The sequence below is a fragment of the Chromobacterium amazonense genome, assembly GCF_001855565.1.
Lineage (GTDB): Bacteria > Pseudomonadota > Gammaproteobacteria > Burkholderiales > Chromobacteriaceae > Chromobacterium > Chromobacterium amazonense.
Genome location: NZ_MKCR01000028.1, coordinates 44,273 through 68,262, shown reverse-complemented (window position 1 = coordinate 68,262; position 23,990 = coordinate 44,273). Strand labels below are relative to the sequence as shown.

Below are 23,990 nucleotides of genomic sequence, written 5' to 3'. Positions count from 1 at the left end.
CGGAGCGGCTTGGCCGCCGAGTCTTGTCTTGCAGGGCCGCTTCTGCCGCCTGGAGGCCTTGGATGCGGCGCGGCATGGACGGGACTTGTTCATCTGCTTGCATGCCGATGCCAGCCGCGCGAACTGGACGTATCTGAATCAGGGCCCGTTTGCGTCCTTGGATGCATGGCAGTCCTGGCTGGCGAGCGCGATCCAGGCCCAGCGTACCTGCTATTACGCGCTGATCGATGTCGATAGCGGCATGGCGCAGGGTATGGCCGCGTATATGAATGCCCAGCCTGAAGACGGCTGCGTCGAAATCGGCGGGGTGCATTTCTCGCCGGCCATGCGCCGCAGCCGGCTGTCGACGGAAGCGATGTATCTGATGCTGAAGCAGGTATTCGAGCTGAATTACCGCCGCGGCGAATGGCGTTGCGACGCGCATAACGCATCGTCGGCGCGCGCCGCCTTGCGTTTGGGCTTCACGTTTGAATGTTTGTGGCGGCAGCGCCGGGTCAGCAAGGGACGCAATCGCGACGCGGCCTGTTTTTCGATGCTGGATCACGAGTGGCCGGCGAGGCGTCTGGCCTTGGAGAGGTGGTTGCATCCGATCAATTTTGATGCGGCGGGCCGGCAGCGATGCGATCTGGCGCATTTTATGGCGCGGCAGGGCTAATTCGCTGTTTGGACTTCATGCGGGGAGGCTGCGGCGCTACAATGGGTGACTGTAATCCCTTGATAGTGTTGTCTGAATGAAATCTCTGCCGCGCAACGCCCGCATCCGGGGCGAGCCTTTCCTGCCCAGCCGCTTTATTTTCGGCGATGCCGTCGATGATGAGGGCTTGGAGGGGAGCGAATACCTGGTGCATACCGAATCCCCTGCCTTCATTTGCCGGCTTGTAGGCAACGATGATACCGATTTTCCCGGCCGCGAAAGCGAGGGTTTGGCCAGCGCCGTACTGTATGACGAGGCGGAGAAGATCACGGTCTATGTCTGCAATTTGCGGCTGAGGCTCTTCGACTTCAATTTCTATGATGAGATCGAACCCAATGTCGGCCAGCTGCAGGATATCTGCGATGAGGCGATGCGCGCCTACCAGAAACTGCAGAAAGCCTATGCCGAGCGCGACGCCGCCGGTCCGCCGCCGCGCGAGATGCGAACAGGGCCGACCAAGCCATTGCCTCCGGCCGAGCGCCAGCAGGCGATCAGCCAGTTGATCGAACAGGCTCGCCTGGCGGTGGGCAAGCCCATGGGCGGCATGCAACTGGCTGCCGCTGTGCAGATGGCGCTGATGGCCGGCGATCAGGCCGTGTTCACCGAGGCTCAGCTGGCCTTGCTGGCGGAGCCTGACGCGCGGCAGTTGCTGATCCAGCGCGCGCGGGACGCCGTGGCCTTCCCCGAAGTGCTGCGCAAGGACGGCTCCGTGGTGTCGTTTGAACTGTGGGCGTTGCCGTTCGCCTTCTCTCGCAGCCAGGGAGGCGTGTGGTGGCATTTCCCGCGGCTGGAAGCTTTGGAGGTGGCCCTGGCCGATGCGCTGGAGGTGCCGGAAAAGTCGATTTTGTGGATTTCGCCCACCTTGTTCACCGTGGACATGCTGAATGAGCGTGGTTGCCAGGATCTGGTGCAATTGGCGCCGGTGATGGATGCCGGCTGCGATTTCGCGCCGCTGGACCCGGAGTCGTCGCGAGCCACTTATGAGGCGGCGCGCAAGACGAATGACCCGCAGTTGGTGATGGCGTGGATTCCGTTCCTGGTGGAGCGCGGCGCGCTGCCGATGGACAAGGCGCGCCGACTGGCCCGCCGGGCGCTGGATGTGGCCATGCCGCTGGTGCAGCAGGCGGTTGCCGCCGAGATGGAGTATGGCGAGGCGGAACTGTTTGCTCCCTTGCCGTGGTGGGAGGCTTTATCCAGCGGCATGCGCGCCTGGAACCGCAAGCGTCTGGGCGTGACGGCAGCCTTGCTGGCCGCCAGCCAGGGCGGCATCGAGAAGCTGGAAGCGGTGGCTGAGTATCAGCCAGAGATCCAGGGTTTTGACGTGGCCTTGCGGGTAAAGGGGCGCGACGAGGTTGAGGCGCGCGTGCCTTGGCTGGTGGTGCCGGATGTCGCGCCGGACCGCGACGCCGCTTGGCGCGACTTGGCAGATTGTCTGCGCGAGGCCGGCATGCCGTTGTCGCAAAGCGTGGCGCGTTTGCACTGATTGCCGCGCCAGCAGCAGAAAAGGGGCCTTGCGGCCCCTTTTCTATTGCGGCTTGAAGCCAAGCGCTGATTTTTGCCTGGCGCCGCCCCTTGCTGCTATTGATATTGATTCCGCTACTTCTGCCAATAGGTTTTGACGTTGACGAATTCGTACAGGCCGAATTCGGACAACTCCCGCCCGTAACCGGATGCCTTGACGCCGCCAAACGGCAATCTCAGGTCGGAACTGGTGTGGCGGTTGATGAACACGCTGCCGGCTTCAATTTGCCGCGCCAGCGCCCAGGCCCGCTCATTATCGGCGCTGTAGATGCTGGCGCCCAGCCCGAATGGCGTGTCATTGGCGAGTCGGATGGCGTCAGCCTCATCGTTGGCGCGCAGAATGCTGGCGACGGGGCCGAACACTTCCTCATGATAGACCCGGCAGGCGGCAGTCACCCGATCCAGCACGGTCGCGGGATAGAAAAATCCGGGCGTCTGCGGCATCTGCCCACCCAGGCGCAGCTCGGCGCCATTATGGCAGGCATCCAGCACCTGAGCATGCAAGGCTTCCCGGAGATCGGCGCGAGTCAGCGGCGACAGCGTCGTCGCCGGGTCGCGCGGATCGCCGGCGCGCAATTTGGCGGCTTCGGCGCAAAAGGCCTCGACGAAGGCGTCCGCCACTTCCGGCACCACGATCATCCGCTTGGCGGCATTGCAGCTCTGGCCGGCATCGCGAAAACGCGAGTTGGCGGCATCGCGGGCGGCGGCTTCGATATCGGCATCGGCGAGCACGATGAACGGGTTGCTGCCGCCGAGTTCCAGCACCGTTTTCTTCAGATGCTTGCCGGCCAGCGAGGCGATGATTCTGCCCGTGTGGGTAGAACCGGTGAAGGCGACGGCATCGCAACGGCGGATGGCGTCCTCTACCAGTTCGGTATCAATCCATGCCATGTCCATCACCGCCAATCCTGATTGGCGGATGCAATCCAGCAGCAATTGGCTGCATTGCGGAACCGAGGGCGCCGGCTTGACCAGACAGGCGTTGCCGGACATCAGCGCGGGAACGGCGAAACGCAGCACTTGCCAGATGGGATAGTTCCACGGCATTACGGCCAGAACCAGTCCGAGCGGTTCGAACGCCACGCCGCTGCGGCTGGCCTGGGTGGGAATCTGCAGCGATTGCAATAGCTCAGGCGCCAATGCCGCGTAGTAACGGATCAATTGCACCGATTTGTCGATTTCGGCCAAGCATTCGCTGGTGCGCTTGCCGACCTCCTGAGTGATCAGGTCGGCCAGGGCATCGCGTTGTTGGGCAAGCTGCTCCGCCAAGCTCAGCAGCTGAGTTGCGCGCTGTTCTACCGTCAGCGCGGACCAACTGTCTTGGGCTGCGCTCAATTGTTTCAGCGCCAGATCAAGCTCCTGGGCGTGCCAAGTCGGGCGGGTGTAACAGACCTCCCCGGTGGCGGGGTTGCAACTGGTAAAGGCGGTCATGATGAAATGGCTATGAAAAAAACAAATGTAACAAATAAAACGCATCTATGGCAGTTTTGAGCGTTTATTGAAATATATGTTGTTGTTTTTATTGAATATTATATTTTTATGTGTGGCTCTTCGGCTCATGCGGACCCGTTAACATATTCATTTCAATGAAATTGTCCGGAGTTGGATTCTCAACTGCACTAAGCACTGGCCGATTGGCCAGATTTCGTACTTTTTGCCTGGTTTTACATTTCAGCTGCCTGAGCAAGGCTTAATTAGGAGGCTGAAATGAAAGCGTTTTTCCCGTTGGAGCTGGATGGTCTGGTGTTGGATGTCGTTTCCACGCCGTTGGAGCAAAAGCAGCTGTGGGCATTCCGACATAGAATTTTCCGGGAGCAACTGGCATGGGTGCCAGTATGTGAGGATGGGTATGATCGGGATAGCTATGATGATTTCTCCGATAATCTAGCGCTGTATCGGGATGGGCAGGTGGTGGGAGCGATACGTCTGACCGGCGGTCAGAATCCTTTCATGCTGGAAGAGGAATTTTCTGGTTTGTTGGCGTCGGGCGAGAGCATCGGCAAAGGACGCGAGTACTCGGAAATCACGCGGCTGGCGATTGATCGCCATGCATTGAGTGGCAGGGAGTCGGTGATGGCGGCCCGCATGCTCTATCTGGGCGCCTGGTTGTGGTCGCAGATCCATGGCGTGCGCTGGATGTATTTCGTGGTGGAGCCGGTGTTCTATCGGCGGCTGGTGATGTTCGGCTTTCCCATTGTTCCTGTGGGAGTGCCGAGACCTTTGGATGGCGGAGTGATGTCGATGGCCGGCCTTCTGGATTGGCGGCAGGCGCGGCCCGAGCTTATTCGCTCACTATGTCCCGGGGTGACAGTGTCAGATGCATGCCAAGAACTATGGCATGAGTACGATTATTCGCATTGAGCTTGCGAATCACGTTGGCGACGTGGAATTTCACGGTGCGTTCGCTGATGTCTAGGATGGTGGCGATTTCCCAGTTGGTTTTGCCGCGGCTCATCCAGTGGAAGATGTCATATTCGCGCTGTGAAAGCGGCATGCTGCTGGGGGAGGCCGGCGGCAGGTTCGCGATGCGTACCGCCGCTTGATGCAGATGGGGCGTCAGGCAATTGAGCATGGCCACGAGGGCAGCATTCCGCGCCGGTTCGCGTCCGCCAATCGATAGGATGCTGCCCACGTTGTTTCGCTCGGAGGCCGCGCTGAAGGTAACGCCATTGCCCATGCCGTTAAGCGTGGCCTCTGCGACAAACCGTTTTTCATCGACGCCCTTGGCGCGGCTGAAACGTTCTTCCCAACTGACGGGGCCCTGGCCAAGATGGATGCGCATGATGGGGTCGTGCTGCGCAAAATTCTCTTGCGCATATTGCTCCAGCCAGCTTGAGGGGTAGCTGACATTCAGAATTTTTTCCATGCGCTGGATTTGATTCTGGTTGTTCAGCCGGCCCAGAACCAAAATAAGCTTGTCGGAAGGCGCCTGTGCGAGAATGGAGTCGAGAAATGCCTTCAGTTCGCTTTCGGTCTCGATGTGTCCCGCCATGTGGATCCATTCCAACAGCGTCCACTGCTGCGAAGTGGTCAGGCCGGCAGGAAGGGGTCTTGCATTGATGGTTTTCGAGATCGCCATGAACGGGTCTTCCTTGATTTTGTGTGGGCGCGCGGTAAATAGTAGCCTACATGCTTTCTGCATGTAAGAACCTTGGCGCAAAAACCATGTGGATTGTTGTTTTTCCGTCCGTCAGTATACCAAATTTGTCCTTCTGCTGATCCTCGGAAAAATACTGATAAATCACGGCTTTGTTTGTCATTGGCAAGACCTTTACAATATGTAACTGCTTTCTTGCCGATAAATTCTTGACATTTTCTATTTTTCATATGGCGATTTATGCCATGTGGAACTATTGTGGGCGCTGAAAGGCCTTCCCATGCGCTTGATTGGAAATCTGACATGGTTTGTCGCATCCGCGCCTCAGAACAAGGGCATAAGTTGTAAGCAAAAGCTAATAAATTCTGGCAAGCAAACGCTTAAAAGCGCATAATTGCTTCGCATAAAAAATAAACATGACTGGCCTCGCCGCCTTGGCGATAAGGGCTGGCAGGCAGTTGGGGAAGTGTGGGTTCTGTAGTGAAGAGGCTGGTGCCGTGATGACCAATTTTTAGAAGAATCTTCAATATCATGCGGGAGTGGTGTAATCTTTTTTAAGCATTTACATTCAATCCCGTGAACGGCGGTGTTCGCTACATGGTCCTAGTGGTTCAAGACCCGTGCGCAACATGCCAGTTCAGGAATCGCCTCGCCTATGGATACCTTAAAAGCTCTAATGGTCTTCATGACCACTGCTGAAAACGGCAGTTTTTCGGATGCGGCCCGCAAGCTCGGCGTGTCGCCGGCTGCCATCAGCCAGAGTATCGCCAGACTGGAACAGGAGCTGGAAGTCCGCCTGTTCAACCGCACCACGCGCCAGTTGACGCTGACCGAGGATGGCCGCCGCTTTTATGCGCAGTGTCGTGGTCCGGTCAATAATCTGGATTCTGCCATCAACCAACTGAAGGCGAGCCGCGATGAGCCGGCGGGGCATCTGCGGGTCAGCATGCCTAACTCCTTTGGCCGACGCTTCATTCTGCCCATCATGGGCGAGTTTTGCGAGCGCTACCCCAAGGTTCGGGTTTTCTTCGGTCTCGACGACCACTTCAGCGATCTGATCGAGGATGGCTACGATGTGGGCGTGCGCACCGGCATGATGCCGGACAGCCGGATGGTGGCGCGCAACCTGTCGCAGATGCCCCTGTATGTGGTGGCGTCGCCGGCCTATTGGGATCGCTATGGCCGGCCGGCCACTCCGGAGGAGTTGGGCAATCATGACTGCATCAACTTCCAGTTCCCGACGTCCGGCCGTTTGTTCAAATGGGAGTTCGACCGCAAGGGCGAGCGCATCCCGGTTGAGGTGAACGGCACCTATACCCTGAACGACATGGAGGCGGTAGCCGAGCTGGCCAGGCTGGGCATGGGAGTGGCGCAGTTGCCGGGCCACGAGGTGGTGCATATGATCCGCAGCGGCGAACTGGAGCCGGTGCTGACCGACATGGTGTCGCTGGAGCGCTCGATCTACATCTGCTTCCCGCATCGCGACCATATCGCGCCGCGCACCCGCGTATTCGTCGATTTCGTGGTGGAGAAGCTGGCGGATCATCCGGACATCATGGCCGACCTGCCGGGATTGGACCTGAGCGCCAAGCGCAGCGCCGTGCAGCAAAGCATAGGCATTGTCTGATTGATGGCGTCTTGCCATGGAAAAGGCCGGTATTGCCGTAATGCCGTTCACTTAAGGATTTTCGGGCGACTTTTCTGGCCTTGAGAGCACAGGAATCCACAAAAAAAGCACCGTTTCCCATGCATGGAGACGGTGCTTTTCTCTTAAGTGAACGGCATTACCGGCATTGCCGGCTTTTTTCATGCGCTCAAGGGTTCATCAGTTCCAAATTCTCCCACGACTCGATTGCGGCCGGCCTGTTTGGCGGCATACAGCCGCATGTCGGCGCGATGGATCAGGCTGTCCGGGGTGTCGTCTTCCTGCAGCGTGGCGACGCCTATGCTGGCGGTGACGGCGGATACCGGCGCGAAATCGGTTTCCTGCAGCAGCCGGCCGATGTCGGCCGCCAGTTGCAGCGCGCCAAGTTGTCCGGTTTCCGGGCAGACGACGATGAACTCCTCCCCGCCCCAGCGCGCCACCGTGTCGAGTTGACGGGCCCGCGTCTGCAGGACTTTGGCAAAGGTATGCAGCACGGCGTCGCCAATCTGGTGGCCATGGCTGTCATTGATGCACTTGAAGTGATCGATGTCGATCAATAGGACGGAGAAGGGACGGTTGGAGCGGAAGCTGCGTTCGGTTTCGCGCTGCAACATCTGGTTGGCGCGGCGGCGGTTGGCCAGATTGGTGATGTCGTCGCGCTCGGCCTGCCGCCGCAGCACCTTGAGCAGGCCTCGCGCTTCCCGCAGGCGGCGGATGGCGAAGACCGTCATCGACACCGCCAGCGAGAAGCCGACCAGCATCACTTCATCCAGCGGGGTGTCGGGATGGCTGTGGAACCAATCATCCAGCTTGTCGAAGAGTTCGAAATAAACGAACAGCAAAAAGCACGCCAGATTGAACGCGGCAATCCAGGCCAGCTCGATCCAAACTCGCCGTTCCCTGTATGGCCAGTATTTCATGATGCCCCATCTTCGGCAGGTCTAGCTTCTTGCTAGCCCATGGCGAAGAGCGGAGCAAGCCGCTATGCGACGCAGTGCGTCAAGCCGACATCAGACGCGACAGCGGCGTTTCGCTCCAATCTATGCTGTCCAGCAGATTCTTGACGATCAGGCCCAGCTCGGTATCGCCCTCAATGCGCAGTTTGCGGTTGAAAAACAGCGTATCCGGGTCTTCCTCGCGCAGCAGCATGCGGGCGAAGTCGGCGCAGTTTGCCGCCAGTATCAGGTCCGCTGGGCCGTTGGCGGCGGAGAACCGGCTATCGGAGGCGGCGAGGGTCAGGGCGAGTCCGGCGTCTTCCAGCCGAATCTCGAAGCGCTTGCCGGCCAGCAGCGCCATGTCGACGGGCAGCACGCCGCGCTTGGCCAACTGGTTAAGCGTGGCAGCCAATAACTGGCTGGGCGGCGTGGCCGGCAGCCGAGACAGCAGGCCGCCTACGGCGGAAGGCAGCGTCAGTTCAGGAATGCGCATGTAGTTTCTCCAATGGCCGTATGCCGGCTTGGCCGCACCAATAGCCGTCCACCAGTTCGCCGGGAGCTTGACGGGCTAGCGCCGGCAAAACGGTGTCGATGGGCTCCGGCTGCCGCAGCAGCTGGGCGAAGGCCCGCACCACCGCGTCGGTGCCTTGCGATTGCGGGCTGATGCGGACGCGCCGCACGCCGATGTCGTGCATGTCCTGCAAGTGCGGCAGCAAGGCCAGGCAGCCGTCGGACAGGGTCTGGGTGCCGTTGATGGCGAGGAAGCCCTGACGGTCGCGCGTGCTCAGCGTCAAGCCGTCTGGATGCTCCAGGCAGCGGAACTGGCAATCGTCCTTGTTCAGGTTGTAGTGGCGGGCGGTGAAGCAGCGCGACGACAGCGCCAGCGGCAGGCGGCCCCAGGCGAAAACCTCGGTCTCCATGCTGAGTTGCTGACGATGCGCTTCCGCCAGCACGCTGGCCAGCGTGTCGCGGCTCATCTCGACCGGCGGCAGCCAGCGGTAGGCGCCCAGCATTTCCATCACAGCCAGCGTGTCGGCGTTGTAAATGTTGAGATGCGGGCCGGCGACGAAGGGCAGGCCTTTTTCGCGTGCCAGGCTGGCCGCGCCCAGGTCGTTGGCTTCGATCGCCAGCTCGCCGTTCTCCACCAGTTTTCGCACGCGCTTGATATCGGATTCGCTCTCGATCAGGGCCTGGCAGCTGAGCACCACTTCGCGGCCGGTGGCGGCGAGGTCGGCGGCCAGCGCGATCCAGTCTTGGCCGCGCATCTGCTGGCGGCGGCCGCAGACCACTTCGCCCAGATAGATGGTGTCGAGCGGCCAGGAGGCCGCTTCGGCGTAGAAACGCAGGATGTCGTCGCGGCTCCAGAAAAACAACACCGGGCCGAGCGATAGCTTCAATGGGATGGCGTTCATGCGGGACTCCTCGCGCTTATTTCCACGGGCGGCTATAGGCGCCCAGCGTTTGCTGGCAGCCTTCCGCCACCTTGTTCAGCGCCTGCTGCCAGGCCGCCTGCACCATGAAGCGCTGCCGTTCCCGGCCTGCGGCGTCCAGCGCCTGGCGCAGCACTCGCGTCACTTGGGCGACATAGGCTGGGCTGCGCTGGCGGCCTTCCACCTTGATGGCGGCCACGCCTATCTCCAGCAATTGCGGCAGCATCGGCAGCACGTTCAGGCTGGTCGGCTCCTCCAGCGCATAGTAGGTGTCGTCGTTCACTTCAAAGCGGCCCTTGCACAGCGTGGGGTAGCCCGCGGGCTGATCCTTGGCGTAGCGGTCGATCAGGATTCCGCCCAGCCGGGCATCGAGGTGGTTCGGTCCCTGCTGCCATTGCACGAATTTGGCCGGCGAACACACGCCATGGCTGTTCGGCGATTCGCCGGTGGCGTAGCTGGACAGCAGGCAACGGCCTTCCACCATCACGCACAGGCTGCCGAAGCCGAAGACTTCTATCTCCACCGGGCTGTGTTCGATCACCTGCCGCACTTGCTCCAGGGTCAGAACGCGCGGCAGCACGGCGCGCTGGATGCCGAACAGCTCATGCGCCAGCCGCAGCGCCTCGCGATTGGTGGCGGAGCCTTGCACCGAAAGGTGCAGCCGCAGATCCGGATGGCGGCGGCGGGCGTAGGCCAAGAGGCCCAGGTCGGCCAGGATCACGGCGTCCACGCCCAGGTCGGCGGCCTGGTCCACCGCGCGCTGCCAGCGGGCGATGTCGCCGCCCTGGGCGTAGGTGTTGATGGCCAGCAGGGTTTTGCGGCCGCGGTCTCGCGCGTAGCGGATGCCGATGCGGGCGGTGTGCTCGTCGAAGTTGAGCCCGGCGAAATTGCGGGCGTTGGTATCGTTCTTCAGGCCGAAATACACGGTGTCGGCGCCGTTGTCGACGGCGGCCTTGAGCGCGGGCAGGCTGCCCGCCGGACACACCAGTTCCGGCAGATGCTGTCTGGCTGGCATGGAAAGTCACAGATAGGGGAAATGCGGCGACAGTAGCAGATGCCGCCGGGCCAGCCCTTGTTTTGGGTCAAGCCCGGCAGTCACTTGGCCGGCGGCGGGACGACGTTCAGGACGGTGGGCGCGCTCAGACTCAGCGTGTTCTCATCGCCCTGGCTGTCTGTCCATTGCATGTCGACAGTGAGGGTGTTGCCTTTTTCGAGACTGCGGCAGCGGAAGCGCGATAGCGCCCCCTTGTCGCGAAACGCGGCGTAGTCGGCTTGGGCGCAGTCGATGAGCGCGCCGTTATGCCGCTGCTCCAGCACGGCCTGGGCCAGATTGGTGGCGGTGTTGTAGTCGTTGGCGGCCATCTGGCTGTGCAGCAGCTCGGTTTGCAGCCGCAGCAGGCCGAGCACGCCAACCGCCAGCACCAGCAGGCTGATCATCATTTCCAGCAGGGTGAATCCGGTTTGGCGTCTCATGAGCCGACTCCGCTGTCCATCCAGCTGTAGGGCAGCGCCGTCAGTGCTTTTTTCCCGCCGTTGTTGCCGCCCTGGCCGGGATCGACCCCGGGTTTGAAGCTTTCGGGCAGGCTGCGCAGGTCTATGGTGGTGCTGGCGCCCCATTGATGCTGGCCTCCGTCTGAGCCTTGCCTGGCCGCGGCGACGTAGCCGTGTATGGCGGTGCTGCCGTCCGTTTGCAGCAGATTGCCCGCCCACACGTTTCCGTATATCTGGCTGGACGCGCCCAGCATGATATTGCCGCCATGGTATGTGACGCCGTGATAGCTGCCGGCCAGCAGCGCCACATTGCCCAGAGGCCGGCTCTGGAACACGCCGCCAGGGCAGTAGTCCAGCGGGTAGGTGTCGGGAAAGTCGGCGTCGTGGCAAATATCGACTTTGCTTGGGTAAGGGTAGTTGAGGGCGTAGCTGACATGGTTGCCGCTGGTGGCGATATTGCCGGTGGCGAGGAAGGTGTTGTGATACCTGCCGTTGCCGATTTCCAGATCGCCGTCGAACCACAGCGCGCCGGGAGCCATGGTGGTGCCGTTGATTTTCCAGCGGCCGGGGGCGCTGGCCTCGAAGCAATCATTGGTGTTGGGATCGTGGCCTTTGCAGATCAGGTAGCTGGGGCGGCCGCCCAGGCAGCGGCCGACGCCATCCAGCTCGCGGCAAAGATGGTTGGGTTGCTGGCTGTCCGCGGCCTTGCCCAGCCGGTAAGGGCCGTCCGGGATGCCTTTGACCTGGCGGACCGTCACCAGGATGCCTTGCGCATCGCGCTCGAAGCGGTAGTGCGCCTCGAGACGGAAATCATTGGCGTCGATGCGCGGTTTGCGCGGCACTATTTTGGGAACGGCTGGCAGTTGAATCGGCAGCATGGGATTAATGCTAATGTTTCGAGGGATGCTAGAGCTGTAAGTGCTGCGGGTGATCCCGACATCTAGCTGACCGGCGCCTTGTACGTTCAGATGGCCAAGCGCGCGTGCTGATTGCATTCGGTCAAACATCAGAATATCGGCTTTGCCCTCTGTTTCCAGCGTGCCGAAACGGGCGCCGCCAATGTTGACCGTCACATCACCTTTGATCTCTGCCTGGGCGACCGCCATGTCGCCCGGCGTGTTCAGAAATTCGGCCTTGCCATTGACCCTGGCCAGTTTGTCCACCTGGGCGCTGCCCGTCAGCATAAGATTTCCGCCCGCCTTTACCGTTTGGTAGCGGCCGTTGCTCAGGCTGATGTCGCCGTTGGCGTAGACCGTGTTGAGGGTCTGGTCGCCGGTGATGGTAATGCTGCCTGTGCTCTGCAAGGTGTCGATATTGAGCACGCTGCCGCCGATATTCACCTTGCCATCCACGGTAATGTTGACCGGCGTGTCGCTGAGCACTTTGAAGTCGCCGCCCATGTTAAGGTCGCCGACAATATTGAGCGCGTCGCGCGTGTCTTCGCCGCCGCCCTCGCTTTGCTGGAAAACCCGCTGCACCCGTACCGCGTGGCCATCGTAAAAGCCTGTGCTGACCAGCTTGACGAGGCCGCTTGGAAGACCGGGCGTGTTCACCACTTCGTAATGGCCATCCTTGTCTTTGCGCGTGGCAAAGGATTCGCCCCTGGCCAGCGCAGCCTGCCCTTCCGCCAGGCCCTGTTCCGCATAATTGAGTGCCTGGTGGTAGCGCTGCTGGTTTTGCGCATTGGCATGCGCCAGCACCAGTTGGCGCGAACCGGCGAGCAGCACCAGGCTGGCCAGCGCCAGCAGCGTCAATGCCATGAATAGCGTGGCCAGGCCGCCTTGTTTTGCCTGGCTGCTCATTGGACGCTCACCGCCGGCTGATTGCGGAGCGTGACGCTGGTGTGGATGTCCAGCTTCTCCTCGCCGGCGCTGCCGGCTGCATGCGCCGCCACGTCCAGGGCAATGGCATGGGTGCCATCGGCGGAGAATCGCAGCGAGTCGATGACGCCGATATCGGTCTTGCTCAGATCATCCCACAGCGCGTCTGCCGCGTTGCAACTCCAGCCTTTCTGATCGGTCGTCAGGCGCTGGATGCGGCCGCTGCCATGCAGGCGGAAGGCGAAGAAGCGCTTGCCGTCATTCTTTTGCGGCGGCGGCGCGTCGTAGGCGTAACGCAAACAGCGGCCGCCCTGTTCGATGAACAGCTGGCGGTAGGGATTGTTCTGCGCATCGCCGTTGCCGTTCCAGTAGCCGGCGCGCCGCAGCTCCATCGCCATCAGCGACAGCGAGGCGTCCAGCATCGCGCCCAATTGGACTTGGCGGCGGTCATGCGCTTGGCCGCCCAGCAGGTTGACCAGCAGGCTGGACATCGCCAAAAGCAGCAGCAGGCCTATGGTCATGCCCACCAGCAGCTCCAGCAGGCTGACGCCGCGCATCGCTTTCATGGACACCGCACGGCCCCGTTTTGGATCAGCCCGGTGGACAGCAGCTGCAACTCTGCCGGCTGGCAGGACGCGCGCCGCAGCTGCAGCTTGATTTCGTGCTGCAGCGGGCCGTCGGCGTCTTGCGGCATGCCGCGCAGCGGCGAAAACGCCAGCTGCAGCGGCAGGGCTTCGCCCGGCGCGCTCAGGGCGATGCCGGCATGCTGTGCGCTGCTTATGCAGCGCAAGTCGCGGCTGGCGTCGCAGCCACTGGCGATTTTTTGTTCGGACACCCGCATCAGCCAGCCGTCCTTCTGCTGGCTGAATTCCACCCACACCAGCTTCTGGCGGGTGGTGGCAAGCTTGCGCGCCAGTTCCAGGCTTTGGTGGATATCGTCCTGCGCGCCCTGCAATTGTTGGCGGGCGATCCACGGGCCCACGGCCGGCAGCGCCAGCGACAGCAAGACCGCGAGCAGCGTCAGCGTGACGAGCAGCTCGATCAGGGTGACGCCGCGACAACGGGATTTCATCGACGGCCCCAGCAGGGCAAGGGCTCCAGCGTGACGGTGTGCTGCCGCTGGGTCAGCGTGATGGTCTGGCATTCTGCGTCGGCGGATTGCGCGCCGCCGGCAACCGCGATGGCGCGGATAAAGTAACTGGAGGCGGCATCCGCTTTGCTTGGCACGCCGGTTTCCAGCCGGTAATAACCCTGGGCGCTGATGCCGCCGGCAAACGGCGTTTTCAGCTTCTCAATGGCGTCGGCGTAGTCCTGGTTGAAGCCGCGATAGCGAAGCTGCGCCTGCTGCAGCTGATGCAGCGCGTCCAGCGCGTCGCTGCGGCGGCTGCGCTGCATATAGCCCTGGTAGCTGGGGATGGCGAAACCGAGAATCAGCGCGAACAGGGTCAGCACGATCAACAGCTCGATCAGCGAGAAGCCGCGAGTCTGTTTCGGCAAGCATGGGGAATGGGTCATCTGGCCACAGGCTCCGACATCAATGGCTTGGGGCGGGGCGGGAACATGCGCGTCGGCGCGATGAGATAGGGACGGCGTTGCCGCCGTCCCTATCTGTTTACTAGAAGTTTGAAACCGTACAGTCAAGATCGCCGGCGGATTTACAGCAGCGGCAGCACCATCTTGGTCTTGGCCACCAGCAGGATGTAGGCGACCACCGCCAAGGCGGCGAAGAAGGCCAGGCGCCGGCTCTTTGGCGTGGCGCCGCGCAGCGCGATGGTGCCGAGCGCGACATAGGCGACGAGGCCTATGATCTTGGCCAGCAGCCACGGGCTGTGCAGGATGGGCCAGCCGCCCATCGCCAACAGCGCAATGGCGCAGCCCAGCAGCAGCGTGTCGATGACATGCGGCGCGATGCGCAGCGGCTTGCTTTGCAGCAGATGGCCGCGGCCCCCCATCACCAGCGCGCCGCGCGCGGCGAACAGCAGGATGGACAGGATGGCGAAGCCCATATGGGCATGCTTGACGATCAGATACGGATACATGGCGGATAAGGACGAGTAAGGCGCTGCGCGCCGATGCCGGCCATGGTACATGGCGAGCGCGGCGTTTTGTAGCGCGCCATGCATGGCGCGTGCGCAGAGCGAGGAATGGAGCGGATTCATTCATTGCGCATATGGTATGTCATTGGTATGGATTGGTGTTGATCAATATCAATCCCTGCGGCGCGCGGCGCCGGCCTTGCGATGGCTGGCGCAGTGCTACAATCCGGCCATATCCGCATCCGGACGCGCGCCAATCCCATGCTGTTCCTCTATCAATCGAATCGCCTTGAGCAACTGGGCGAACTATTCCGCGGCATGACCCAGGCCATGCCGCTGGCGGATCCGTTCGCCGCTGAAACGGTCATCGTGCAAAGCCGCGGCATGGGGCGCTGGATCACCCTGGACCTGGCGCGCCAGGCCGGCATCGCCGCCAATATCGACTTTGTGCTGCCGGCTGCCTTCGCCTGGCGGCTGATGCAAAAAGTCATGCCGGAGCTGCCGAAGAAATCCGCTTTCGTGCCGGAAGTGCTGGCCTGGCGCTTGCTGGCGCTGTTGCCGACGCTGCAGGGCGAGCCGTTCGGGCCGGTGCGGCATTATCTAGAAGGCGGCGAGCGCGCGGCCTTTGAATTGGCCGGCAAAATCGCCGACATCTTCGACCAATACCTGGTGTTCCGTCCGGACTGGATACGCGCCTGGGAGGCCGGCGAGCTGTTGGGCCTGGGCGAGGATGAAGCCTGGCAAGCGGCTTTATGGCGGCGGCTGGCCGAGAGCGACCCGGGCCGCCACCGCGTGCGCATGCTGGACCAGTTCTTCGCCGAGCTGAAGGCCGAGCACCTGCCGCCGCGGGTGACGCTGTTCGGCATCGCCAGCCTGGCGCCGATGTATCTGGCCCTGGTCAAGCGCTTGTCCGAGCTGACCGATGTCTGCCTGTTCACGCTGAATCCATGCGAAGCTTACTGGGGCGACATCGTCGACGCCCGGCGCAAGCTGAAGCTGAGGCAGGCCGGCGACCTATTCGCCACGGAGGGCCATCCGCTGCTGGCGTCCCTGGGCAAGCAGGGGCGCGATTTCTTCGAACTCATCGCCGAGGACGCTGAGCTGGACGCGCGGCCCTTGTTCGCCGCGCCCAAGGGCGCTAGCCTGCTCGCCCGGCTGCAACGCGACATCCTGCAGCTGAACGATCCTGCACAAGACCCGCAGCCGTTCGATCCGGCCGATGGCTCGGTGGAGGCCCACGCCTGCCACGGGCCGATGCGCGAGCTGGAAGTGCTGAAAGACCGGCTGCTGGCGATGTTCGCCGACGATCCCGCGCTCAGCCCGGCCGACGTGGCGGTGCTGACGCCGGACATCAACGCCTATGCGCCGTATATCGACGCGGTGTTCGGCCGCCGCGACGACGCGCCCAACATTCCGTACAGCATCGCCGACCGCCGCGTCGAGCGCGAGCAGCCATTATTGTCCACCTTCGCCGCGGTGTTGAAGCTGGCGGATTCGCGCTTCGCCGCCGACGCGGTGCTGGCGCTGCTGGATTGCCCGGCCTTGCTGGCGCGCTTCGATCTGGCCGACGCCGATCTCGGCTTCATCCAGGACTGGGTGCGTGAGGCCGGCATCCGCTGGGGGCGCGACGCGGCGCACAAGGCGGCGCTGGGCCTGCCGGCCGAGCCGATGTACACCTGGCGCTGGGGGCTGGACCGCCTGCTGCTGGGCACCGTGCTGCCGCCGGCCCTGGCCGGCGACGAAGCCGGCCTGTTCGCGGGCCTGCTGCCTTATATCGCGGCCCAGGGCCAGCTGGGCGAAACGCTGGCGCGTTTCGCCAATTTCTACGACGCGCTGGATGCGCTGGCGCGCGAGTGGTCCGTTCCCGCCGCGCCGCAGCAATGGGCGCAGCGCTTCCATTGGGCCTGCGACGCGCTGTTTGCGGCGGACGGCGATGACGAAGCCGCGTTGGAACTGTTGCGCGCCGCCTTCGCCGAGTTGGCCGAAGACGCCGAGCTGGCCGGTTTCGAGCAGCCGGTGGCGTTGGCGGTGGTCCGCGACTGGCTGCTGCGCCAGCTGTCCTTGTCGTCCGCGCAAGGCTTCCTGTCCGGCGGCGTGACCTTCTGCGCCATGGTGCCGATGCGCTCCATCCCATTCCAGGTGCTGTGCCTGATCGGCATGAACGACGGCGCCTATCCGCGCGACGAGCGGCCGGTCAGCTTCGATCTGGTGGCGCGCCATCCGCGGCGCGGCGACCGTTCGCGCCGCTTCGACGACCGCTATCTGTTTCTGGAGGCCATTCTGTCGGCGCGCAGCCGCTTGTATCTGTCCTATGTCGGTCAGTCGGCGCGCAGCGGCGAACCGTTGCCGCCGTCGCCCTTGCTGTCCGAGCTGTTCGATACCCTGTCCGCGATGTGCGGCGAGGACATGGCGGCCAAGCTCACTTTGCGCCATCCGCTGCAGCCGTTCGCGCCGCAAGCCTTCGATGGCGCCGATGCCCGCCAGGCCAGCTTCGAGCTGGCCTTCGCCGCCGCGCTGGCCGCGCCGCCGGCCGAACCCAGGCCCTTTGTCGCGGCGATGCCGGATCAGCCGGCGGCGACGCTGGTCAATTTGCATGATTTCATCCGCTTCTGGCAAAACCCGGCCCGCGCTTGGTTGGCGGATCAGCTGGCGATACGCGTTGGGCGCGGCGACGAGGCGCAACCGGCGCGCGAGCCGTTTGCGATGGAGCGCGACGCCAGCCAGACGCTGCGCCGCCAACTGGTGGAGGCCATGCTGCACCGCAAGCCGTCCGTCCCGGTGCGCCAGCGGGTGGCCGCCGCCGGGCTATTGCCCTGCGGCGAGCTCGGCCAGGCCTGGCTGCAGGAAGAGGGCCGCGCCAGCGTGCGCCTGGCCGGCCGCTTGCCGCGCGCGCTGGCCAGCGAGACGCTGCCGCCGCAGCCGGTGCATCTGGAAATTGCCGGTTTCACGCTGGTGGGCGAGCTGTACGGCTTGCGGCCGGAGGGGCGGCTGAGTTTCATCGTCGGCAAACTGAACGCCGCGCAGCGCATCGAGCTGTGGCTCAGCCATCTGATCCTGTGCGCGGCACGGCCGGCCGGCATCGCCTGCCACAGCGCCTGCTACGACGACGCCGGCAGCACGCTGCTGCACGACGAAATCGATGCCGCTGGATTGCTGACCCCATGGCTGGCGCGCTGGCGGCAGGGCCAAGCCCAGCCTTTGCCATTCTTTGGCCGCACCAGCTGGGCCTATGCCGAAGCGCTGGCCAAGAACCCGGAGAATCAGGAGAAAGCCTTGTCCGCCGCCTGGCAAAAATGGGAGCCGAATTTCATCCTGGGCGACGGCATGGCGCAGAAAGACGAGCCGGCCATCGCGCTGGCCTTCCGCCACCAGTCGCCGCTGGACGACCCGCTGTTCGCCCAATTGGCTCAGACGCTGTTGCTGCCGCTGGCCGAACGACTGCAGGGAGGCGAGGCATGAACGCGCCGCAGGCGCTGGACGCGCTGCATTGCCCCTTGGCGGGCGTCAATCTGATCGAGGCCTCGGCCGGCACCGGCAAGACCTGGACCATCGCCGCCTTGTTCGCCCGGCTGCTGCTGGAGGAGCGCGATGGCGCGCCGCCGCCCACCGTGGACCAACTGCTGGTGGTGACCTACACCAAGGCCGCCACCGCGGAGCTGCGCGAGCGGCTGCGCAAGCGGCTGGCAGAGATGCTGGCCGTGCTGGAAGGCAAGGCCGAAGGCGATGGCTTCTTGCAGGCGCTGGCGGCGCGTTTTCCCGCGGGGCCGGCGCGCGAGCAGGCGCGGCAGCGTTTGATCGCCGCCGTCACCGGCTTCGACGCCGCCGCCATCTACACCATCCACGGGTTCTGCCAGCGCGTGCTGACCGACGCCGCTTTCGAAAGCGGCCAGACCTTCCAGGCTGAATTGGTGGAAGACGACGCGGCGCGGCTGGCGGAAATCGTCGACGATTTCTGGCGCCGCCGCATCATCGCCGAACCGCTGCTGGCCCAGGTGCTGGTGGAGCAGGGCGCCACGCCGGATGCCTGGCTGGCGGAAATCCGCCCGTATCTGTCCAAGCCCTACCTGAAGCTGCGCGCGCCGGACTCGGCCCGTCTGGACACGGCGCGACGGTTGGCGGAGGAACGCTGGCAAGCGCTAGCGGCCGACCCGGCGCGAGTGGAGGAGGGTTTGGCGCTTTTCCTCGCCCACCCAGGCTTCAAGGCCAATATTTACCGCTCCGATACCATGCAGCGCATAGCCGAGACCTTGCGCGGCTGGCTGGCGCTGCCGGACAGTTTGCCGGAGCTGGACAGCGACAGCCGCAAGCTGCTGGAAAAGCTGCTGCCGGAAGCGCTGGCCAAGGGCATGAAAAAGGCCTGCGAGCCGCCGGCCCATCCGCTGTTCGACCAAGTCGAGGCCTGGCTGGCGGCTTGGGGTTTGTATATGGAGCAGGTCGCCAACTCGCTGGCCGGCCTGAAGCTGGAGCTGATCGCCTGGGCCAACGAGGAATTGGCGCGGCGGCGCGGCGCGGAGCGGAGCCGCAGCTTCGATGACTTGCTGACCGATCTGGGCGCCGCGCTGGACCATCCGGAAACCGGCGCTTTGCTGGCGGCCCAAGTGGCCAGCGGCTTTGCCGTGGCGCTGATCGACGAGTTCCAGGATACCGACCCCACCCAATACCGCATCTTCCGCCGTTGTTTCGTCGAGCAGGCGCGGCCGGTGTTTCTGGTGGGCGACCCCAAGCAGGCGATCTACAGCTTCCGCGGCGCGGACATCTTCGCCTATCTCTCCGCCCGCCACGACGCCGAGCGCCAGTACACGCTGGATACCAACCGCCGCTCCGACGCGCCGCTGGTCGAAACCGTCAACGCGCTGTTCGGCCGCGAGCTGCCTTTCTTGCTGGATGGCATCGCCTATCAGCCGGTGGCGGCGCAGCCGTCCTCGGGCGCTTATCTGGACGTGGACGACGACCGCGCGGCTTTCAACGCGCAGTGGCTGCAGGCCGGCGACAAGGCCTTGAGCAAGGAGGCGGCGGAAGCGGCGGCTGCCGAGGCGTGCGCCAATGAGATCGCGCGCTTGCTGTCCCTGGCGCGGGACGACCGCGCCGCCATCGTCCAGGGCGAGACGCAGCGGCCCCTGGCCGGCGGCGACATCGCGGTGCTAGTGGCCACCCACAGCCAGGGCGACCGGGTGCGCGCCGAGCTGCGCGAGCGCGGCGTGGCCAGCGTCGCGCTGACTCAGGAGAGCGTGTTCGCCAGCCGCGAGGCGGCAGAGCTGCTCGCCCTGTTGTCGGCCTGGGCGGAGCCGGCGCACGAGGGCCGTCTGCGCCGTGCGCTGGCCACCGAGCTGGCCGGCCTCGATGCCGCCGAGATCAAGGCCGAGCTGGAGGATGAGTCGCGCTGGGAACTGCAGCTGCTCAAGAACGGCGCGGATCATCAGCTGTGGCGCGAGCGCGGCTTCATGGCGGCCTGGCGGCATTATTTCAGCCGCGAGCGGGTGGCGGAGCGGCTATTGCCGCTGCCGGACGGCGAGCGCCGGCTGACCAACCTGGGCCATCTGGCCGAGCTGATCCAGCAGGAGAGCGAAAGCCGGCAGGGCATGGCACCGTTGTTGGCCTGGTTCGCCGGCCGGGTGGCCGATCCGCCGCGCGGCGAGGACGCGGTGTTGCGGCTGGAGAGCGACGCGGCGCTGGTGAAGATCGTCACCGTTCACACCTCCAAGGGTCTGCAGTACCCGGTGGTGTTCTGTCCGTTTTTATGGAACGGCGCGCTGGAGCGGCGCGGCGCCAGCTTCTGGAGCTATCACGATGCCGGCCAGCCCTGGCTGGCGCCGGAGGTGGCGGCCGACGACGGCGTCAAGCAGGCTGCGCGCAGCGAGATGCTGGCGGAGAAGCTGCGCCTGTTGTACGTGGCGTTGACGCGCGCCCAGTATCGGCAATACCTGGCCTGGGGCTGGGTGCGCGAGCTGGAAACCGCCGCGTTGTCGTGGCTGCTGCATGCGCCGGGCGCGCGCAGCCTGGCCGAGTTGGAATCGCAGGCGCTGGACGGCGCCCAGGTGGAGGCGCAGCTGCGGGAGTTTCTGGATGGCCGCGGCGCGGCGGCGCGCTGGCTCGTCGATGAAGGCCGGCAGGCGCTGAACAGCCTGGACGCCGCCGCGCGCCGCTATGCCGCGCGGCCGTTCGAGCGCAAACTGTACTCGCCATGGAAGATCGCCAGCTTTACCTCGCTGACGCACGACGCCGGCAGCCATCTGGCCGAGGAGCCGGATTACGACCGTTCGGCCCGGCCGGGAGAGGCCGAGCCGGCCGCAGAGCCGCAGTGGGACCGTTTCCATTTCCCGCGCGGCGCCAAGGCCGGCGTCTGCCTGCATGAGATTTTCGAGCAGATCAGCTTCGGCGCGGCGGAGCCGGATATCCGCGCGGCGACGGAACAGGCGCTGGCGCGGCATGGCTTCGGTCAGGAGTGGCTGGATGCCGGCTGCGATCTGATCCTGGGCACGCTGAACGCGCAGATCGATCCCGGCGCAAGGTTGCGCGACGTCCCGGATGGCAAGCGGCTAATCGAGCTGGAATTCACGCTGCCGGTGACGCGACTGGATGTGAAGGCGCTGATCGCGGTCTTGCAAAAGCCCGAGCATGGGTTGGCCGAGCCGTTGCGGGCGGCCGCCGGCGCGCTGGATTTCGCCACGGTGCAAGGGTTTTTGAAGGGTTTTGTCGATCTGGTGTGCGAGATCGATGGCCGCTACTACCTGGTGGACTACAAATCCAACCATCTGGGGAACGATTACGACGATTATCGCGTCGACAATCTGCTGCAGGCGGTGGCGCGCGAACAATACTATCTGCAGTACCTGATTTATTTGGTGGCGCTGCGGCGCTACTTCGCCGCGCGCGGCGCGGATTGGGACGGCCGCTTCGGCGGCGTGCGCTACCTGTTCCTGCGCGGCATGGGACCGGCCGGTTGCGGCGTGTGGGCCGACTCGCCGTCCATCGCCCTGCTCGACGCGCTGGATGGCCTGCTGAAGGGAGATCGGTAGTTATACGCAGTGATGACTACCGTGGACTGCAACTAAGCTAAGCAAGTGGATAAGGATGGAACTTCATGTTTGAATCTGCCGAAATCGGCCACCGCATAGACAAAGAGACGTTTCGCAAGATGATGCCCTCGCTGCGAGAGGCATTGCTCGACGTGCAGTACGACCTGAAAGAACAAGCCAATGTCCCGGTCCTGATCCTGATTCACGGTTTCGACGGCGCCGGCCGCGGCGAGACGATGAACCTGATCAACGAGTGGCTGGACCCGCGGCTGATCCACACGGTGGCGTTTGACAGCCCTAACGACGAGGCGCGCGCCCGGCCCTGGATGTGGCGCTACTGGAGCGAGCTGCCGGCCAATGGCCGCATCGGCATGTTCTTCGGCTCGTATTACTCCGATACCTTGTTTGACCGGGTATTCAACCGGAGCGACCGCGACGCGTTCGACCGGCAGATCTTCGACATCCTGCGCTTCGAGCGGATGCTGACGCTGGACCGGGCGGTGGTGCTGAAGTTCTGGTTCCATCTGAGCCGCGACAAGCAGAAGCAGCGGCTCAAGCAACTGGAGCAGGACCCGGCCACCAGCTGGCGCGTCACCAAAACGGACTGGGAGCACTATGAGCGCTACGACAAGATCCGCAAATACGGCGAGCACATGCTGCGCCTGACCAATACCGCCTATGCGCCGTGGATCATCATCGACGGCGAGGACGCCAATTACCGCAGCCTGACGGTCGCCAACACCATACTCGAGGCGATCCGCAAGCGCATCGGCCAGACCGTGCTGACCACGGACCATACCGAAGCCCCGCCGCTGCTGGCGCCGATAGACAACAAGCTGGTGCTGGACACCCTGGTGCTGGACCAGAAGCTGGACAAGGACACGTATCAGAAAAAGCTGGATCAGCTGCAGGGCCGGCTCAGCAAGCTGACGCGCGATCCGCGCTTCGCACGCCATTCGCTGGTGTTGGCGTTCGAGGGCAACGACGCGGCGGGAAAGGGCGGCAGCATCCGCCGCATCACCCAGGCGCTGGATGCGCGGCGTTACCGGGTGGTGCCGGTGGCGGCACCGACCGAGGAGGAAAAGCTGAAGCCATGGTTATGGCGTTTCTGGCGCCATGTACCCGGCAAGGGGCGCGTCACCATTTTCGACCGCAGTTGGTACGGGCGGGTGCTGGTGGAGCGGGTAGAAGGATTCGCCGCGGAAGCCGACTGGATGCGCGCCTACTATGAAATCAACGATTTTGAGCACCAGTTGACCGAAAACGGCGCCATCGTGCTGAAGTTCTGGCTGGCGATCAGCAAGGACGAGCAGCTGGCCCGGTTCAAGGGGCGCGAGGAAACCGGCTTCAAGCGCTTCAAGATCACCGACGAGGATTGGCGCAACCGCGATAAATGGGATCTGTACCGCCAGGCCGTCAGCGACATGGTGGACCGCACCAGCACCAGCAAGGTGCCGTGGACTCTGGTGGAGGCCAATAACAAGTATTTCGCCCGGATCAAGATTCTGACCACCATCTGCGAAGCATTGGAGGCAAGGTTGAGTGAGTAGAGTGCTCTGGTTGTGCCTGATGGGTCTGTTAAGCCAGCCGGCATGGGCGCAGGTCATCCTGCGCGCCGGCGTGGCGAGCGACACCAGCGAACCGCTGCGCCAGGCAGGGGATGGCGAGTTGCAGCAGGCTTACCGCGAGGCTGTGGCGTTGATCGCGCGGCAGAGCGGCATCCGCTTTCAGCTCGACTACTACCCGACGCAGCGTTTGGAGCAACTGTTTGTGATCGGCAGGCTGGACGTGGAGGTCGGCGTCAACCCGTCCTGGCGCGCGCTGTCGCCGGTGGCGGGCTTCTATACCATGCCGATAGGCGAGGTGGAGTACCAGCTGTGCCTGCCGCCCGGCAAAGGGCATGTTCAGACTGCGCTGGCGGATATGAAGGGCTGGACGGTAGGCACGCTGGCCGGGCAGCAATACCCCTTGCTGGAGCCTGCATTCCAGGCCCAACGGCTGAAGCGCGACGTATCGAGCAACGAGGACGAACTGCTCGACAAGCTGCGGCAGGGCCAGGTGCAAGCCGCGGCGCTGGAGAGAGGCCGCGCCTTGTACTGGAACCGACGGGCCGAGGGCAGCCTTTGCCAGTTGTCCGAGTCGGCAGGCAGCCTGCCGGTGATGCTGCGCCTGCATCCGCAGTATCGCGAGCTGCTGCCGAGATTCAATCAGGCCATCCAGACGCTCAACAACCAGGGCAAACTCAAGCCTTTATTCATCCTGCGCGGTCCAATCGCCCCCTGATGGCGGCGATATGGCCATCTCC

The 23,990-nt window shown here is 63.7% G+C and carries 20 protein-coding genes; 8 read left to right on the top strand and 12 right to left on the bottom strand.

Features of this window, described 5'->3' with window-relative positions; genetic code table 11:
• The first annotated feature begins 85 nt into the window (after positions 1-85).
• Together BI343_RS13510 and BI343_RS13505 are read left to right on the top strand one after the other, a co-directional pair.
• Complete coding sequence (locus BI343_RS13510) at positions 86-655, top strand: GNAT family N-acetyltransferase (protein ID WP_244886651.1); 570 nt, start codon at positions 86-88, stop codon at positions 653-655.
• A 76-nt stretch (positions 656-731) separates the two neighbouring features.
• Complete coding sequence (locus BI343_RS13505) at positions 732-2,177, top strand: hypothetical protein (protein WP_043629904.1); 1,446 nt, start codon at positions 732-734, stop codon at positions 2,175-2,177.
• Positions 2,178-2,290: 113 nt separating this feature from the next.
• On the opposite strand, the gene BI343_RS13500 is transcribed toward BI343_RS13505, so the two are convergent.
• On the bottom strand, positions 2,291-3,646 hold the full coding sequence (locus BI343_RS13500; RefSeq protein WP_071110083.1) for an aldehyde dehydrogenase family protein: 1,356 nt from the start codon (positions 3,644-3,646) through the stop codon (positions 2,291-2,293).
• 276 nt (positions 3,647-3,922) lie between these two features.
• Between BI343_RS13500 and BI343_RS19365 the strand changes: the two genes are divergently transcribed.
• Entirely contained in the window at positions 3,923-4,576 is a 654-nt protein-coding gene (locus tag BI343_RS19365; protein ID WP_083340965.1) for an acyl-homoserine-lactone synthase, read from the top strand.
• On the opposite strand, the gene BI343_RS13495 is transcribed toward BI343_RS19365, so the two are convergent.
• Positions 4,497-5,294 (bottom strand): LuxR family transcriptional regulator, encoded by a 798-nt coding sequence (locus BI343_RS13495; protein ID WP_071110073.1) that lies wholly within the window; start codon positions 5,292-5,294, stop codon positions 4,497-4,499. The genes BI343_RS19365 and BI343_RS13495 overlap by 80 nt on opposite strands.
• A 673-nt stretch (positions 5,295-5,967) precedes the next feature.
• Here BI343_RS13495 and BI343_RS13490 point away from each other — a divergent pair.
• The gene (locus BI343_RS13490) at positions 5,968-6,939 is read left to right on the top strand and encodes a LysR family transcriptional regulator (RefSeq protein ID WP_043629907.1); all 972 of its coding nucleotides are present in this window, start codon (positions 5,968-5,970) and stop codon (positions 6,937-6,939) included.
• A gap of 179 nt (positions 6,940-7,118) precedes the next feature.
• On the opposite strand, the gene BI343_RS13485 is transcribed toward BI343_RS13490, so the two are convergent.
• From BI343_RS13485 to BI343_RS13440, 10 genes are all read right to left on the bottom strand, one after another.
• On the bottom strand, positions 7,119-7,877 hold the full coding sequence (locus BI343_RS13485; protein WP_052247054.1) for a GGDEF domain-containing protein: 759 nt from the start codon (positions 7,875-7,877) through the stop codon (positions 7,119-7,121).
• A gap of 79 nt (positions 7,878-7,956) precedes the next feature.
• A complete protein-coding gene (gene ubiT, locus BI343_RS13480; protein ID WP_043629909.1) occupies positions 7,957-8,385 on the bottom strand; it encodes a ubiquinone anaerobic biosynthesis accessory factor UbiT in 429 nt (142 codons plus the stop codon).
• Positions 8,372-9,304: a U32 family peptidase gene (locus BI343_RS13475; protein ID WP_071110072.1), complete on the bottom strand. Its 933-nt coding sequence runs from the start codon at positions 9,302-9,304 to the stop codon at positions 8,372-8,374. The genes ubiT and BI343_RS13475 overlap by 14 nt, the downstream gene beginning before the upstream one ends.
• Before the next feature lie 16 nt (positions 9,305-9,320).
• Positions 9,321-10,337, bottom strand: coding sequence for a ubiquinone anaerobic biosynthesis protein UbiU (gene ubiU, locus BI343_RS13470; protein ID WP_071110071.1), 1,017 nt, complete (start codon positions 10,335-10,337; stop codon positions 9,321-9,323).
• 80 nt (positions 10,338-10,417) lie between these two features.
• The gene (locus BI343_RS13465) at positions 10,418-10,795 is read right to left on the bottom strand and encodes a type IV pilus modification PilV family protein (RefSeq protein ID WP_071110070.1); all 378 of its coding nucleotides are present in this window, start codon (positions 10,793-10,795) and stop codon (positions 10,418-10,420) included.
• The gene (locus BI343_RS20040; protein ID WP_071110069.1) at positions 10,792-12,615 is read right to left on the bottom strand and encodes a hypothetical protein; all 1,824 of its coding nucleotides are present in this window, start codon (positions 12,613-12,615) and stop codon (positions 10,792-10,794) included. Before BI343_RS20040 ends, BI343_RS13465 begins: the two co-directional genes overlap by 4 nt.
• Complete coding sequence (locus BI343_RS13455; protein WP_139165734.1) at positions 12,612-13,199, bottom strand: hypothetical protein; 588 nt, start codon at positions 13,197-13,199, stop codon at positions 12,612-12,614. Before BI343_RS13455 ends, BI343_RS20040 begins: the two co-directional genes overlap by 4 nt.
• The gene (locus BI343_RS13450) at positions 13,196-13,705 is read right to left on the bottom strand and encodes a GspH/FimT family pseudopilin (RefSeq protein WP_071110067.1); all 510 of its coding nucleotides are present in this window, start codon (positions 13,703-13,705) and stop codon (positions 13,196-13,198) included. The genes BI343_RS13455 and BI343_RS13450 overlap by 4 nt, the downstream gene beginning before the upstream one ends.
• Positions 13,702-14,148: a type IV pilin protein gene (locus BI343_RS13445; protein ID WP_071110066.1), complete on the bottom strand. Its 447-nt coding sequence runs from the start codon at positions 14,146-14,148 to the stop codon at positions 13,702-13,704. The genes BI343_RS13450 and BI343_RS13445 overlap by 4 nt, the downstream gene beginning before the upstream one ends.
• A gap of 140 nt (positions 14,149-14,288) precedes the next feature.
• Positions 14,289-14,792 carry a SirB2 family protein gene (locus BI343_RS13440; RefSeq protein ID WP_244886650.1) on the bottom strand — a complete coding sequence of 168 codons (504 nt, stop codon included), beginning with the start codon at positions 14,790-14,792 and terminating at the stop codon, positions 14,289-14,291.
• 93 nt (positions 14,793-14,885) lie between these two features.
• Between BI343_RS13440 and recC the strand changes: the two genes are divergently transcribed.
• The 4 genes from recC (at position 14,886) to BI343_RS13420 (ending at position 23,968) form a co-directional block, all read left to right on the top strand.
• A complete protein-coding gene (gene recC / locus BI343_RS13435) occupies positions 14,886-18,128 on the top strand; it encodes an exodeoxyribonuclease V subunit gamma (RefSeq protein WP_244886649.1) in 3,243 nt (1,080 codons plus the stop codon).
• Entirely contained in the window at positions 18,125-21,685 is a 3,561-nt protein-coding gene (gene recB / locus BI343_RS13430) for an exodeoxyribonuclease V subunit beta (protein WP_071110065.1), read from the top strand. The genes recC and recB overlap by 4 nt, the downstream gene beginning before the upstream one ends.
• Positions 21,686-21,750: 65 nt before the next feature.
• Complete coding sequence (gene pap, locus BI343_RS13425; RefSeq protein WP_071110064.1) at positions 21,751-23,235, top strand: polyphosphate:AMP phosphotransferase; 1,485 nt, start codon at positions 21,751-21,753, stop codon at positions 23,233-23,235.
• Positions 23,228-23,968, top strand: coding sequence for a substrate-binding periplasmic protein (locus BI343_RS13420; RefSeq protein ID WP_139165733.1), 741 nt, complete (start codon positions 23,228-23,230; stop codon positions 23,966-23,968). The genes pap and BI343_RS13420 overlap by 8 nt, the downstream gene beginning before the upstream one ends.
• The last annotated feature ends 22 nt before the right edge of the window (positions 23,969-23,990 follow it).

Excerpts from the sequence above, each read along its gene's own strand:
- pap (WP_071110064.1), top strand. The coding sequence starts at position 21,751 with ATGTTTGAATCTGCCGAAATCGGCCACCGCATAGACAAAGAGACGTTT.
- BI343_RS13475 (WP_071110072.1), bottom strand. The coding sequence starts at position 9,304 with ATGAACGCCATCCCATTGAAGCTATCGCTCGGCCCGGTGTTGTTTTTC.
- recB (WP_071110065.1), top strand. The coding sequence starts at position 18,125 with ATGAACGCGCCGCAGGCGCTGGACGCGCTGCATTGCCCCTTGGCGGGC.
- ubiU (WP_071110071.1), bottom strand. The coding sequence starts at position 10,337 with ATGCCAGCCAGACAGCATCTGCCGGAACTGGTGTGTCCGGCGGGCAGC.
- BI343_RS13465 (WP_071110070.1), bottom strand. The coding sequence starts at position 10,795 with ATGAGACGCCAAACCGGATTCACCCTGCTGGAAATGATGATCAGCCTG.
- BI343_RS13450 (WP_071110067.1), bottom strand. The coding sequence starts at position 13,705 with ATGAAATCCCGTTGTCGCGGCGTCACCCTGATCGAGCTGCTCGTCACG.
- BI343_RS19365 (WP_083340965.1), top strand. The coding sequence starts at position 3,923 with ATGAAAGCGTTTTTCCCGTTGGAGCTGGATGGTCTGGTGTTGGATGTC.
- BI343_RS13505 (WP_043629904.1), top strand. The coding sequence starts at position 732 with ATGAAATCTCTGCCGCGCAACGCCCGCATCCGGGGCGAGCCTTTCCTG.
- BI343_RS13440 (WP_244886650.1), bottom strand. The coding sequence starts at position 14,792 with ATGAATCCGCTCCATTCCTCGCTCTGCGCACGCGCCATGCATGGCGCG.
- BI343_RS13500 (WP_071110083.1), bottom strand. The coding sequence starts at position 3,646 with ATGACCGCCTTTACCAGTTGCAACCCCGCCACCGGGGAGGTCTGTTAC.
- BI343_RS13455 (WP_139165734.1), bottom strand. The coding sequence starts at position 13,199 with ATGAAAGCGATGCGCGGCGTCAGCCTGCTGGAGCTGCTGGTGGGCATG.
- ubiT (WP_043629909.1), bottom strand. The coding sequence starts at position 8,385 with ATGCGCATTCCTGAACTGACGCTGCCTTCCGCCGTAGGCGGCCTGCTG.
- BI343_RS13445 (WP_071110066.1), bottom strand. The coding sequence starts at position 14,148 with ATGACCCATTCCCCATGCTTGCCGAAACAGACTCGCGGCTTCTCGCTG.
- BI343_RS13485 (WP_052247054.1), bottom strand. The coding sequence starts at position 7,877 with ATGAAATACTGGCCATACAGGGAACGGCGAGTTTGGATCGAGCTGGCC.
- BI343_RS20040 (WP_071110069.1), bottom strand. The coding sequence starts at position 12,615 with ATGAGCAGCCAGGCAAAACAAGGCGGCCTGGCCACGCTATTCATGGCA.
- BI343_RS13495 (WP_071110073.1), bottom strand. The coding sequence starts at position 5,294 with ATGGCGATCTCGAAAACCATCAATGCAAGACCCCTTCCTGCCGGCCTG.
- BI343_RS13490 (WP_043629907.1), top strand. The coding sequence starts at position 5,968 with ATGGATACCTTAAAAGCTCTAATGGTCTTCATGACCACTGCTGAAAAC.